The 13,582-nt window shown below is 43.3% G+C and carries 12 protein-coding genes and 3 pseudogenes; 11 read left to right on the top strand and 4 right to left on the bottom strand.

Annotated features, from left to right (window positions below; genetic code table 11):
* Positions 1–35: 35 nt before the first annotated feature.
* A complete protein-coding gene (locus RCO25_RS04075) occupies positions 36–302 on the bottom strand; it encodes a hypothetical protein (protein ID WP_308994855.1) in 267 nt (88 codons plus the stop codon).
* Between the two features lie 437 nt (positions 303–739).
* Positions 740–1,201, bottom strand: coding sequence for a MarR family winged helix-turn-helix transcriptional regulator (locus tag RCO25_RS04070; protein ID WP_308994854.1), 462 nt, complete (start codon positions 1,199–1,201; stop codon positions 740–742).
* Positions 1,202–1,357: 156 nt separating this feature from the next.
* Here RCO25_RS04070 and RCO25_RS04065 point away from each other — a divergent pair, with 156 nt between their 5' ends.
* From RCO25_RS04065 to RCO25_RS04015, 11 genes and pseudogenes are all read left to right on the top strand, one after another.
* Entirely contained in the window at positions 1,358–2,416 is a 1,059-nt protein-coding gene (locus RCO25_RS04065) for a WD40/YVTN/BNR-like repeat-containing protein (protein ID WP_308994853.1), read from the top strand.
* Positions 2,417–2,418: 2 nt separating this feature from the next.
* Positions 2,419–3,183: pseudogene (locus RCO25_RS04060) on the top strand (SDR family oxidoreductase).
* 481 nt (positions 3,184–3,664) lie between these two features.
* Entirely contained in the window at positions 3,665–4,129 is a 465-nt protein-coding gene (locus tag RCO25_RS04055) for a sugar phosphate isomerase/epimerase family protein (RefSeq protein ID WP_483874702.1), read from the top strand.
* Positions 4,130–4,333: 204 nt separating this feature from the next.
* Positions 4,334–5,272: pseudogene (locus tag RCO25_RS04050) on the top strand (GMC family oxidoreductase N-terminal domain-containing protein); the annotation flags it as partial.
* Positions 5,273–5,537: 265 nt separating this feature from the next.
* A pseudogene (locus tag RCO25_RS04045) lies at positions 5,538–5,687 on the top strand (IS4 family transposase); the annotation flags it as partial.
* A 168-nt stretch (positions 5,688–5,855) separates the two neighbouring features.
* Positions 5,856–6,398: a glycoside hydrolase family 32 protein gene (locus tag RCO25_RS04040; protein WP_308994852.1), complete on the top strand. Its 543-nt coding sequence runs from the start codon at positions 5,856–5,858 to the stop codon at positions 6,396–6,398.
* Between the two features lie 159 nt (positions 6,399–6,557).
* Positions 6,558–6,683, top strand: a complete 126-nt coding sequence (locus tag RCO25_RS04035) for a hypothetical protein (protein WP_308994851.1) — start codon at positions 6,558–6,560, stop codon at positions 6,681–6,683.
* Positions 6,680–8,140 (top strand): spore germination protein, encoded by a 1,461-nt coding sequence (locus RCO25_RS04030; RefSeq protein ID WP_374992060.1) that lies wholly within the window; start codon positions 6,680–6,682, stop codon positions 8,138–8,140. Before RCO25_RS04035 ends, RCO25_RS04030 begins: the two co-directional genes overlap by 4 nt.
* A 24-nt stretch (positions 8,141–8,164) precedes the next feature.
* On the top strand, positions 8,165–9,283 hold the full coding sequence (locus RCO25_RS04025; protein WP_308994850.1) for a spore germination protein: 1,119 nt from the start codon (positions 8,165–8,167) through the stop codon (positions 9,281–9,283).
* Complete coding sequence (locus RCO25_RS04020; RefSeq protein WP_308994849.1) at positions 9,261–10,478, top strand: Ger(x)C family spore germination protein; 1,218 nt, start codon at positions 9,261–9,263, stop codon at positions 10,476–10,478. The genes RCO25_RS04025 and RCO25_RS04020 overlap by 23 nt, the downstream gene beginning before the upstream one ends.
* A gap of 166 nt (positions 10,479–10,644) precedes the next feature.
* Positions 10,645–11,574, top strand: coding sequence for a tyrosine-type recombinase/integrase (locus RCO25_RS04015; RefSeq protein ID WP_308994848.1), 930 nt, complete (start codon positions 10,645–10,647; stop codon positions 11,572–11,574).
* A 98-nt stretch (positions 11,575–11,672) separates the two neighbouring features.
* Here the strand turns inward: RCO25_RS04015 and RCO25_RS04010 are convergent, their stop codons facing one another.
* Both RCO25_RS04010 and RCO25_RS04005 read right to left on the bottom strand, forming a co-directional pair.
* Positions 11,673–12,473 (bottom strand): hypothetical protein, encoded by an 801-nt coding sequence (locus tag RCO25_RS04010; RefSeq protein ID WP_308994847.1) that lies wholly within the window; start codon positions 12,471–12,473, stop codon positions 11,673–11,675.
* Between the two features lie 101 nt (positions 12,474–12,574).
* Positions 12,575–13,414, bottom strand: coding sequence for a sugar phosphate isomerase/epimerase family protein (locus tag RCO25_RS04005; RefSeq protein WP_308994846.1), 840 nt, complete (start codon positions 13,412–13,414; stop codon positions 12,575–12,577).
* Positions 13,415–13,582: the final 168 nt, after the last annotated feature.

Raw genomic sequence — 13,582 nt, 5'->3', positions numbered from 1 at the left:
TTATCCGGAAGATCCAAATTTCGAATCGTTCGCAGCTAGCTTACTTCTCTTAGAACGCTTTCGACACCTGGTTTGCCTGGATCGGCTTTTATTTCCTGAAATGAAATGAATCCATTTCCCTTGCTTGGGTCGTCTTGTTCATCATCAAGAAAAGCGATGCTATCCACGAGGGAATCCAGTTTGGATAAGAAAACAGAAGGTAATTTTTCAAGTGTAGATTGGAAAAATTGTTCCTCGTATGAGTGGATAGCTGTTTTGATAATCCGCTCGATTCGGTCTGCTGTAGGAGGAACAATATTCATCTCCCGGAATCGCCGGTATACAGTCTCCTTTAAATGTTCAAGTTCATATCATAGAAAAGTACGTTCTTGTAAAGCCAGTCGATCACTTCCTCGGCATCCTGAACAGTGTTCTCCCGAAATCCAAAAAAATCCTGGACGGTTGAAATCAGTATATCTAAGCTGTATATTTTAGACAATATGAATCTCAAAAAGCTCGATGTTCCATTTACAAAAGAAAAAACGGAACTTTAATATTTGTGAATTCCTAAGCTAAACGAACGGACAGTTATCCTCAATAAAGTTGTGTTCAAATATCGACTCGCCAATGATTGTCGATTTTACAAAGAGAGTGGGCAACTTCAATGTTTGCCGATCGGAGGTATGGGTTGGTATCCATTCGCTCAATGTCTTGTTTGAAAAGAATCTAGCCGTTTGGCTTTCTTCGTAACACACACTCATTACCTTACTTGAGTAAGCTGATTAAGATGCTGAATCAATTGCTTGCGTGAGTCAATAGATATTCCTTCAAATATTTTTTCTGCAGCTTTTTCCATTACAATTCTTGCTTTTTCTATGATAGGGAGTGCTTCATCTGTCAATTTTACAAGCGTTGCCCGACGATCATTTGGATCTGCCATCCGCACAAGCAAATTTTGTCCTTCTAACGTATCTACATATTGTGTCACGACCCGAGCTTCAACCCCAAGATTTTTTGCTAAATCACTCATACGAATGTTACCAAATTGTGAAACATCCAAAAGTACTCGCAAACGTGGTCCAGTTAAGTACGATGGCAATTCCAAAGTAGATAACAGCCTCTCGAACTCACGATGAACTTGGTGAGTGGTCTTAATTAATGTTTGTAACACAAAGGCAGCTGAAGCAGGGTTAGCTGGAAATGGAAATTCTGAATTGCTCATGCATATTCTCCTTGACATTTTGTATTTTACTGACCATAATCATTATATACATAACAAAATTAGTTATGATCACAATAATCGAGATCTGTATCTTTAAGTGTACCCTAATCAGAAAAAGGTGGCAAACTAATCTGTTGGTAACGAGGAGAGAATGAGATGAATCGATTTTTTTTATGTATGTCAGAAGAATTAATTGTTTTGGATGAACTGAAAACAAAGTACAAACTCCAGTCTCAATCACTAGTTTTAAATCCTGTAAGTATAGCAATCGATCCCTTCATGCAAAACCGCCTCTATTGTGGAACCGATGGTCATGGCTTATGGGTGAGTGATGACGGTGGAGGCAGTTGGAAAAGGATTGGAGAAGACATCCCGGAATCAATCTTTACTTCGGTTTTTGTTAGCCCGATCAGAAAAAACGGAGATTATGGAAAGGTCTACGTAGGAACCGATCGGAGTGCTTTATTTTATTCAAACGATGCCGGCCAAAGTTGGAGTGAATGGGAAGCGATCAAATCTTTGTCTTCTTATTCGAGTTGGTCTTTTCCACCAAATCCCCAAACCCATAATGTTCGTATGATTGCAGAAGATCCGTCCAATAGAAATATATATGCTTCCATCGAGGTAGGGGCAGTGATTAGAACTCAAAACGGAGGCGAACACTGGCTGGATACAAAAGAAGGAAACCCTTTAGATGCCCATACCCTATTAACTCATCCAAAGGCACCCAATCGAATCTATGCAGCGTGTAGTGATGGTGTAGATCAACCAGGCAGGAGTGTGTTACTGAGTCGCGATAGTGGCGATACATGGGTACCTTTTAGCGATGGATTAGAACATCGTTATATGCTATGTATGGTGATCAGTAAAGACGACCCGGACATGATGCTTGTTTCTGCTTCTGCTGGAGCAAGAAATGCTTATGACCCTTCCGTTGCTGAATCTTATATCTATCGAAAAGAAAAAGATCAGCCATGGAAAAGAGTTGAACAGGGCCTGCCATTGGCGAAAGGAACAATGATTTCCAATTTAGCAGATGATCCACATGATTTGAATACTTTCTATGCTTTGAATAATCGAGGGCTTTATCGATCTACGGATAGAGGAAAAACTTGGACTACATTGTCTATCGATTGGAACAAAGAGCATTTACAACATGCACCACAAAGAAGACATCGTAGTGCTTTGTTAGTTATTGATTGGAGAGGAGAATAATAATGAATCGACTAAATGGAAAAGTGGCACTGGTTACTGGTGGAAGCAGAGGAATCGGTCGAGGGATCGCATTACGGCTAGCAAAAGAAGGCGCACTGATTGCCGTTCACTATGGGAGTCAACAGGATGCTGCAGAAGATGTTGTTAGGACCATAAAAGCAAATGGAGGTGAAGCATTTTCAATTGGTGCCAACCTTAACACGGTTGATGGTGTCAATTAGCTAATTCAATTACTTGATAAGGAACTGAAACTTCGAACCGATGATACCCTATTTGACATATTGGTCAACAATGCGGGTATGGGTATACCAGAATCATTTGAAGAAACGACGGAAAACGCTTTTGATGAGATATTTGCAGTGAATGTCAAAGCACCGTTCTTTTTGGTTCAAAAATCGCTCTCTCGCTTACGCAATGAAGGGCGTATCGTCAATATTTCTTCGGGTGTTACAAGGGTTGCATATCCAACCATTATGGCTTATAACTTAACCAAAGGAGCAATCAATACCTTCACACTACATCTTGCAAAACTACTAGGTCCTCGTGGAATCACAGTAAATGCAGTTTTACCCGGCATGGTTAGAACCGACATGAATGCGGACTTTCTTGATTCTCCTGAAGCACAAAAACTACCTGCTGATATAGTCGCTCTCGGACGAATGGGTGAACCCTCAGATATTGCCGATGTCGTAGCTTTCCTCGCATCTCCAGATGGTCGTTTCGTCACAGCGCAATTACTTGATGTTACAGGGGGATCTCACTTATAGACCAATTAGAATCAAAGAACAGTAAAACCTCGCGATCCAAAATACGGAAAGTAGGTCCATGCAGCAACCTGCAGGACACGCCAGCCACCGTTGACGCGGTGTCATGTCCGTTAAACGGATCAAACATTAATCTTTCGGGTAACGATAGTGAAGGAGCCGCTCGCAAGTTGGCTCCTTTTTGCTTTATTGAACCATTTAATTTCCATCTACTTTGCGGGTGGTGTCTGCTTCGCTGGTACTCCCCCATGCTCATCAAGCTAAAATGAATCTACACCCCAAACTGGAAAAATAAGCTATTCTTTCTATATCAAGCACGATTCCATAGAAAGGATGGTTTGCCATGAAGGGGTACCGCCATGGCGGTACCCCTTGTACTACTCTCGCATGCTTTTCTTGAAAAGGAATGATCCAAATCTTGTAATAACCATGATACAACCATGAATAAATAAATGTATGAAAAAAATTTATGGAGGTATGCTCCGTGAAGCTCGGCGTGTTTGTCAGCTCCGTATTTAGTGAGTTGTCCTTTGAGCAGATGCTTGATTTCGTTCAGTCCATCGGTATTGAAGCGTTGGAGCTTGGAACCGGCAATTATCCCGGTGATGCTTTTGTCAATGTGGATGAGCTTCTTGCAGACGAATATAAACAGAAAGCTTTCCTTCGTGCCATTGAATCGCGGGGGCTTTTTATAGCGGCTTTCAGTGTGCAAGGAAACCCTTTGCATCCAGACAAGACCATTGCCAAAGAACATCACGAGACGTTCATCAAGACCATTCAATTGGCAAACAAAATGGGAGTGCCGATCGTCAATAACTTCTCCGGTCAACCGGGAACACCGGATCCCGGCACATTTCCCATATCGGACGATAGGCTACGGACACGATATAAAAACATGGGCAGACTTGATCAGCGCATTTCAATTGACAGGCTACAGCTACGTATTTAGCATAGAGCAGAATGATCCGCTGATGGATGTGCTCGAAGGCGTTACGAAGGCGGCTGACCTGATGAAAGAGTGGTTGATTCGAGTTCCATACCGGCCAAAGAGGCAATAATGGAGTAAGGGAGTAAGGGCGTGAAAACAATTGAACATCTATATCGCAGATTCCGGGGATACCCTCAGAACAATCTCTCAAAAAAAGGAATCGACATGGAGAAACTCTTTTCGATCAACCCTTATGTTGCAGGTCCCGATTTGGACATCACCGGCAAGCAAGTAAAACTTCCGGACATAGTCCGGTCCGCCAAAAATCGAAGCACTGTTGAAGAATACCCATCTGCCCCCATTACTCAATTCGATGAACAATGGATTCTTCTAACGTCGCTGGAGGATATGGAACAAACGGACTATGACGTACTCATTGTGGGAACCGGGGCGGGAGGAGGAGCCGTTCTCTGGAGATTGATCGAGCAGATGGGGGGTAACGGAAAACGGATCGGCGTCCTTGAAAGAGGGGGTCTCTTGCTGCCGACGCATTCGCAGAACATCGCTACGATGAATCCTGAACAGGATGAGAAGTATTTTCATACCGTCGCCAAATTCCACCCCGAGTATCCATCTCCACAAGTTTATGCACTCGGGGGAAGAACGTTGTTCTGGGATACTACCTGTCCCCGCATGACGGTTTCCGAAATGGCCGAATGGCCCGTCCCGATTAAAGAAATGGAGCTATACTATAGCATAGCGGAGAAGGTCATGAGCGTTACACACAACTTTAGCAAAAGCGCCTCGATCACGCAAACCCTTCTCCGTCGGCTTCAGAATAACGGATTTTCCGATTCGACAGACGAACCTTTAGCCATTAACCTCGAACCGGCGGCACAATACGGCGTTGTCAATTCCAATCCGTTTTTCAGTTCTCTCATTTTTTTTGCAAAAGCTTTAAATCGTCCCCTCGATCTGGCTATTAACGCGCGCGTCGTTCAGGTCCTGACTGAAAATGACAGAGCCGTCGGCGTGAAAGCGATGTCTCCTGACAAGAAATCCTATGTGATAAGAGCAAAGAACGTTGTGCTGTCGGCAAGCACGCTTGGATCCCCGCAAATCTTGCTTCATTCAGGCATACAGGGGCGGGCTATCGGCCATTATTTGGCCGGACATTCCAGAATCGTCGGTACGGGGATCGTGAACCGGAGCGAGTTCCCGGAAGTTTTGGGACCGCTTCGCATTTTGGTGCCGGGCAACGAACAACGTCCTTATCAAATACAGATTTTAGGTCCCGGGGGATATTTCTGGGTCCAGTATAAAATTCAGCCTTTACAAGAAAAGTGGGAGTTCGTCTTCGTCGCATCCGGCAAAGTGGAATCCCGGTATGACAATAAAGTTATCCTTGACCCGTTCAAGCGGGATGCTTTATATGCCAATCCTGCATCAAGCCATACAAAAGAACACCCAAGCCATATCGAAAATCCTGTCTCGTCTGTTTCATCTGTTAGAAAAAAACGGACGAAAATCTCACCGCTATGAGAAGAAAACAGTCTTTGATATCTTAGGTGTTGTTTAAGAGTATACCACGTCTACCAAGGAGGTTGCATAGCTAACGTTTTAAAAACAGCCTCGTGGTTTAGGCTTATTTGGCATGTTTATTTGTAAGGAAACAAATCGACTATTTATGAAAATAAGAGAGTTCATCACTTGATTCCAAAATGAAGGTTCTTAGCTTGATGGGCATGTGGTACTCCCCCATAATGGCGAGTATCATTTATTCGCACAGGATGGAGGCAAGTGGACGCATAGCGTCAGCACGGATTTAACACACTGGAAACGGCTGCCGATCGCCTTACCGTGGCAAGGAACGATTCATAGCTGGTCTGGCTCAGCCATCGTTGATGCCAATAATGCATCGGGATTGTTTAACGGAGGGTCTGGGCTGTTAGCTTATTACACCATGTACGACACGGCTAAATCGAATGTCGTCGGATATAAACGAGCCACATCGAAGCTTTTTGTCAACCGTACCGATGCCGGTGCGGATCTTCCCGGAAGCTTTACGACTTTGCAGGAGGAGACGCTAAATACAGCCGCTAATCGAATCAAGCTGCGAATATTCGTTGATGCGTCCTCTGTAGAAGCTTTCGGCAACGACGGAAAGGTCGTTTTCTCGAACACGATTTTTCCGAACGCAGCAAGCACAGGAATGTCCTTTTATGCGACAGGCGGTAATGTAAAGATCGTAACGCTTAAGCTATACCCGCTCGTCAATACATGGAGGTAAATCGGTTATTAAGCTGGTTTAACGGGGGTAACCCTGTTGAGCCAGCTTTTTGGATATTTAAAGGCATAATTTTTAAGATGCAACACATTGGTGTTTATAACCATCTAATTACGGCAAAAATATTGATTATTCGACAAAATTCTACGGGGGGGTTTATCGATGACAACAGGCATTGAACTGAAAATTCCCGAATGGATTGTTTATTTGGAAGCAATTATTGTCTTAATCATTCCGCTTACTATTTCTTATATTTATAAAAGGATCCGTCAAACAAGGGATGAATAATAGATATGAGTGAACACTTAACGGTAAAAATTGCTGCTATACGCGAGCAAATGTCATTTCATTCCGATGTTGCGATACGAGAGTTTATGCTTGGTGATACCGAAATTAAAGCTGCTATTGTGTTTGTGAATGGATTAGCCGATCGTGATTTGATAGATCTTCATGTTTTGCGTCCGTTAATGTCCTTGTCACGAGATTGTGTGCCTGTTACAAAATCTTATTTGATTAACCAGGTATTAACGGTCAGTCAGCTAACGGAAGTAAGTGTTTTAGATGAGTTGATTCCTAAGGTGCTGATGGGCGCAACGGCACTAATTATCGATGGAATGCCGGAAATGATTTTGATCGGGACGGCAAAAAATAAATCGAGGAGCATCGAGGAGCCGATTTCAGAAGCACTGGTAAGGGGACCGCGTGCAGGCTTTAATGAATGCTTATCCGATAACACAGCGCTGCTGCGCAGACATGGCGAAAATGACAGTATGGCTTTTATTAGCATGCAGGTGGGATCACGCGCGAAAAAAGAGCTTGTTATTGCTTATATTAAAGATATTGTTGATCCTGAACTTTTGGAGGAGGTTAAGGACAGAGTCAGTAAAATTGATATTGATAATTTACCGGAATCCGGCTATGTCGAGCAGTTAATCGAAGATAATTTTCTCAGTCCGTTTCCGCAAATTCAGAGCACGGAGAGACCGGATCGTGTCATAGGGGCATTGATGGAAGGCAGGGTTGCTATTCTGCTTGACGGTACTCCTTTTGCCTTGATAGCGCCGGTTACCTTTAGTATGCTGCTGCAATCTCCCGAGGATTATTATGAACGCTGGCTTGCGGGTTCGTTACTCCGAATTCTTCGTTTTTTCGCGGCAATGGTTGCTCTGTTGACGCCTGCTATGTATATCTCGTTTATCTCATTCCATCCCGGCTTAATTCCTACAAAGCTTGCGATTTCGATTATTGGAGCAAGGGTTGGCGTTCCTTTTTCTTCACTGGTAGAAGCATTAATCATGGAGATTGCGATAGAAATACTGCGGGAAGCCGGGCTTCGATTGCCAAAACCAATCGGGCCTGCCATGGGCATCGTTGGCGGTTTGATTATCGGCGAAGCAGCCGTGCAAGCAGGAATCGTCAGTCCTATTCTTGTCATTGTCGTTGCGGTAACGGCTATTTCGTCCTTTTCAATTCCGCAATATAGTGCCGGTATCGCGCTTCGCATGCTTCGTTTTGGAGCTATGTTCTGCGCGGCAGCTTTCGGGCTTTATGGCGTCGTATTGTTTGTTCTTCTATTATGCGCGCATGTATGCAAGCTGAAGAGCTTTGGCGTACCCTATGCAAGTCCCGGAGCACCTTATCGAGTAGGGGACTGGAAAGATTTTTTTGTTCGCGCACCTATTTTTTTGATGAAAAAGAGACCCGAAATGCTGCATCCTGCAAATGTAAGGAGGAAAAAAAAGTAATTCTTGTAATAGAGGGAGGCTCCAATGAAAAAGGCTCAGGATCGAATTACTACCGTCCAAACCGCTGTGATCGTCTCGAATTTTTTACTCGGATCGGGGATCCTGACCTTACCAAGAGCTTCCGTAGATTTGGTGGGGACGCCGGATGTATGGCTGTCCGTATTATTAGGCGGTATGGTTGCCATTGCAGCAGGCGTGATCATGGCAGTATTATCAAAATCACATGCAGGCCTAACTGTTTTTCAATATTATCAATTGCTGCTGGGAAAATGGATCGGTGGTTTTATCGGCTTAGCTTATATCATTTATTTTTTCATGACTGCCGCATATCAGGTACGCGCACTGTCAGAAGTAACGGGGCTATTCTTGCTTGAAGGAACGCCATCTTGGGCTATTGTCATGGTATTTATGTGGGTTAGTCTCTATTTGATGACCGGCGGTATAAATCCAATCGCGCGATTGTTTGAATTGATTTTGCCTGTAACGATCGTCATCTATTTATTGGTGATGCTCATGTCGCTTAAGATTTTTGACTGGGAGAATTTGCGGCCTTTTTTGGGACAAGGAATTTTCCCGGCAATTAATGGCGTCCGTTCCACAGCTCTTTCTTTTCTCGGTGTGGAAATTATCTTGGTCATTACTGCCTTCATGAGCAACCCTAATAAATCGGTGAAAGCCGTTGTGATTGGCACAACGATTCCCATGATTATATATTTGCTCACAGTTGTTGTCGTTATTGGAGGGTTATCGATTCACGGGGTAAGTACGAGAACATGGCCGACGCTTGATCTTGTTCGAAGCTTTGAGTTTACAGGCTTGATTTTTGAGAGATTCGAGTCGTTGCTGCTGGTCATCTGGATCATGCAAATTTATTCCACCTTCACGATTACGTATTATGCAGCAGCTTTAGGGATGTCGCAGATTTTCAAGGTTAAAATAGTGAAATGCTTGTACGGGCTGCTCACGATCGTATTTATCATTTCAACGCTCCCCAAAGAGTTAAGTACGCTATTTGCCTTTGGTGATTTTCTTGGTAATTTGGCTTTATATTTGTTCATTCCGATTCCGATCCTGGCGTTAATGCTGACTAAATGGAAGAAAAGCAATAAAGGAGCGAAGGATGATGGGATACCGAAGTCGTAGTAATTTTCGACCAATTGCAATCATTCTTTGCCTCATTGCACTGCTCTTTCAAACGGGCTGCTGGAGCAAGGATGAAATCGAAGATCTTAGTATCATTGTCGGTATGGGCCTAGATTTGGCAAATGAAACGCAGCTTGAGGAAAAGCTGGAGAATCGTGGTTCAAAATACAGAAAAAAAGACAATCTTACCTATACATTACAAATCGTAGACAAGCAGTCGGAGGCGAAGAGCGGGGATACGAAAAGCGATGCCTCGGCCAAACCTTACCTTAACGTATCAGAAACCGGAGATTCACTTTTCGAGATGATCAGGCAGTTTTCCGCTCGCTTGGAACGTCCGATTGTCGGTCATCATATGAAAGTGATCATCATTAATGAATCATTATCTCGTCGCTATGATATGAATAACCTTCTGAGCTTCATGCTGCGTGATAACGATATTCGTCTTAATTGCCTAGTTGTCATGAGCAGAGGGATAGCAAGAGATGTCTTAGAAGCAAAAGGGAAAGCAATTATTCCTGCCTTTCGGCTCTTTGGCATGGTTGACAATCGTTATCGTACGTATAAAATTTTGCCGCCAATGTCTCTCATCAAACTTGAAGGAAAAATGAATTCCAAATCCAGTTATTTATTGCAAAACGTCATTGCGGTTGACGGCGAAGTGGAATTTTCAGGAGCAGCTGTTATCAAAGGCAAGACACAGAAATTTAGAGGGAGATTAAGCGAGGAAGAATTGTTAGGGGTAACCTGGTTAAAAGGCGAAGGGAAAGGCGGCGCCGTTAAAAGTTATGATCCAAAAACCAAACAGGTTATCACGTACGAGCTAAAATCTATGAAGAGCAAAATTGTGCCTTATGTTGATGGGAGTAAAATCAGTTTTCGAGTCAACATCGAAACCGAAGGACGTTTAATTGAAGAATGGCTGGTTATGAATGAACCTATAGATGAAAAGTTTTTAAGTAAGGCGGAGCAGTCAGTGGAGACAGAAATAAAACGGCTGATCAAGCTGGGACTTAATAAAATACAGAAAGAGTATAAAACGGATGTTGTTGGTTTTGGAACAAAATTGAGTATAAAACACCCTAAGGTATGGAAAACGGTAAAAGAGGATTGGGATGAGGAATTTAGCCGTATTCCCATTACTTATGATGTGATGGTATCAATAACGGAAACGGGCTCAAAGCAAGGATACTAATCGTTTTAATATGCAGGAAAAGGTTGTTTTTACGCTTCAAAAAACTGCGTGAAATACATATTTCACGCAGTTTGCTTTTATATCGATTTTTAAGCTATCATACTAGCATAGTGATCAACTAAATAGAGTGATTAATATGGATACATATGGAGGATTTACAATTTATATGGGACAATATGAAGTAAAGGATAGCTACGGGTTAGAGATGGATCTATTTTCCATTTGGATGAAGAATAAAGGGATGACGAAGTCAACGCATCAAGCCTACATGAATGATGTCAATTATTTTCTCCAGACGGTACATCCGACAGATACGAAGAAAATTACGAAAATGGATATTATGAGATATATGGCTGTTTGCCGTGAAAAGGGAGCAGGTGATGAGGCGCGGAACCGGAAGCTCTCTTCCTTGCGTTCTTTTTTTAAAGCGTTGATCGAAATGGAGCATTTGGAGAGTAACCCCGCGGCGCTCATTGCGAAGTCAAAGCAGGAGAAAAATCGAATTCCTGTCTATTTGGAGGAGAACGAGCTTGAAGCGCTGCTCCATACGATGAAAGGCAAATATTATATTCGAAATGTATCAATTGTACTATTGATGGCGTATGCCGGATTGCGAGTAGGAGAAGTCCACCGGATGAATGTACAGGATTTCCGGCAGGACGGGTCTATCCATATTCTTGGGAAAGGACGCAAATGGCGCGTTATCCCGCTGCCGGAAGCATTGCAGCATATGCTGAATGAAGCGCTCGCAGATCGCAAGGAATCAAGGCAGGGCAAGGAGCAGCCGTTTTTTGTCTCCCAATTTGGACGAAGATTGTCCATTCGCATGATTCAGACTGTTGCAGATGAAACGATCAGGCAGCTGAAGGAACGGATGCCGGCCTTAGCTGATAAACGGCTATCAAGCCATAAACTGCGCCACTCTTTTGCGACTATGCAAATCCGCAGCGGTACCGATATCCGAACCTTGCAGGAGCTGCTCGGTCATGCAAGCATAGAAACAACGCAAATTTATACACATATTGATAATAAACAGCTTCGGAACGCAATGAACAACATTTCAAGCAAAATTCCATTAAAGTTTCATAATACATAACGTAATTATAATTATGTAAACAAATATAGGGAATCTGCTTCTTTTATAAAAAAAGCTGTTGACAGATACTTAGCGTATCTGTCAACAGCTTTTTTTGTTTATTGAGCACCAGCAGCAACCAGCTTGCTTCTTCCTTCTCGTTCCTCGGGCAGCATGCGCGGACAGGTATAACATTTTTGACCGTCTACCCGGCATTCATACATGCAGCAGGAGGAATGCATCATCAGTTTTTCACCTTCAGGTGCCCACGGATTATCAATATAGCGCGGTTTGTGAATGAATGGATTGCGTTTACGGTTAAATACCTCAGCTGGAAGTCCGACTAAAACATCAAAATCCCGTTGGAAATTGGAAAGAAGAGCGGGATCCTTAATGTTTTGATTCACATAATCTCGCACAAAATGGATTTGGCCGCCCACTTGGTTCCAAATCATCGCTGATTTCACATCAGCGCTAAGTGCAATAGCTTCGACGATTGCATTTATTTCTTCTTTGAAATAGGAACCGAAGGCTTGCTCAAGAAAAGCCTTACGTTCCTGATCTTCGGTCGGAACCTCTGTCCAGCGCAATTCATTAATTTTAAAGCCAAGATGTGCATGATCATCATGTTGTTCCAGCTGATAAGTCAAGTTTTGCAGTGATAAATCTAAATATCGGTTGTATTGGGCCGCAAAAATGAGGTTCGTAATACAAAGATTGAAGAAGGACATGCCGACAAAGGATGCTGCTAATTCCATGCCCGTTGCTTGGACCATATCGCCAGCCTTAATCAAGGTTGCATGAGAAATGTCGCGATTATGAAAATTAACGGCGGGAAGCTCAAGCATGGGATGGGCCGCACCCCCCGGTGAAATATGAAAATAGGTTTCGACAAGCGTAAAGTCCATTTGATTCGACATTAGCGAGCTCCTCATTTTCTAATCTAAAATAATGGCTAATAGAGTATATGCTGTATCGATAACGATTATCATTCTATGTACTCTATCAGTATAGGAGGGAGCTAACGGACTGTCAATAAAAATGGCTTTACAATAGCTTTGACGCGTTCCAAGCCCGCCCACATATCGCCGGGACCATCATAAATGAGGACATATGCGCCGTCGTAGCCTGTTTCTTCAACTTTGTTGAGAAAAGTAATCAGCTCATTTTTGTCCGGGAAGCCAGCTTGATCGTAGGTGGGCTTCACATGAACGGAAACGCTAAGGGGAGCTGTCGCTCCGATTTCTTCGACTTTCCCTTCACCATGATAGTTTCCGAAATCCGTAATAAAACCGAGTTGGCTTCCAGCTTGCGCAAGCAGCTTGAGACTGCTTTCGGCAGTTGAAGGGAGCGATTTGAAATTTTCTGTAATGACATGAACAGCCTTGGAGGCCCCGTACGAAGCCAGCTCAGCTAAGGATGCCGCAGAAATTTGAATGGCTGCTTCATTCGTAGGGGAGGCTTCTCCAGCAATTACCCGTATTTGCTTTGCTCCGCAAAGTGAGGCGATATCGATCCATTTTTTAATCAAAGAGAGGTCGGCCAATCGCTTGTTTTCATCCGCTGAAGTGATATCGCCGTAATCGAGCAGCAGCGTATCAAATTTGATATTGGCTTCGTGAAAGGATTTTTTTAGCTGCTCTAGATATTCTGGCTCCGTTGATGCGAAATGAAAATGACAAACCTCCAGCGCTTGATAGTCCCTGGCAGCCGCTTCTGCGGGAAGCTCCAGTAAGGTCAACAACTGAGGCTGTTCCTGTTCACTAATCTGATGGCTGCTTGTTTCTGTATCCCAAATCGTCCAGCGGAGAGGGCCCAATATGCGATGTAAACTCCATGTACTAATAGATAGGTATGACACGAATGATCCCGCCTTTTAATATAATGGTTAAACCTAAGAACAGCATAGCATGTAAATAACCGAAAAAAACGCTCCGTATTTGGCATATAGTTCCTCAAGATAGTGATTTTACTCCAAATAGGATACACAGTATTATAAAAGTGCTCAGAAATCGTTCACCATTCCCTT

The organism is Paenibacillus sp. LHD-38, assembly GCF_031157315.1.
GTDB lineage: Bacteria > Bacillota > Bacilli > Paenibacillales > Paenibacillaceae > Pristimantibacillus.
This window is presented reverse-complemented; position numbering and strand designations above follow the sequence as displayed.

Coding starts and splice junctions, on each gene's coding strand:
- RCO25_RS04020 (WP_308994849.1), top strand. CDS start 9,261: ATGATGGGATACCGAAGTCGTAGTAATTTTCGACCAATTGCAATCATT.
- RCO25_RS04070 (WP_308994854.1), bottom strand. CDS start 1,201: ATGAGCAATTCAGAATTTCCATTTCCAGCTAACCCTGCTTCAGCTGCC.
- RCO25_RS04025 (WP_308994850.1), top strand. CDS start 8,165: ATGAAAAAGGCTCAGGATCGAATTACTACCGTCCAAACCGCTGTGATC.
- RCO25_RS04015 (WP_308994848.1), top strand. CDS start 10,645: ATGGGACAATATGAAGTAAAGGATAGCTACGGGTTAGAGATGGATCTA.
- RCO25_RS04035 (WP_308994851.1), top strand. CDS start 6,558: ATGACAACAGGCATTGAACTGAAAATTCCCGAATGGATTGTTTATTTG.
- RCO25_RS04075 (WP_308994855.1), bottom strand. CDS start 302: ATGAATATTGTTCCTCCTACAGCAGACCGAATCGAGCGGATTATCAAA.
- RCO25_RS04065 (WP_308994853.1), top strand. CDS start 1,358: ATGAATCGATTTTTTTTATGTATGTCAGAAGAATTAATTGTTTTGGAT.
- RCO25_RS04010 (WP_308994847.1), bottom strand. CDS start 12,473: ATGTCGAATCAAATGGACTTTACGCTTGTCGAAACCTATTTTCATATT.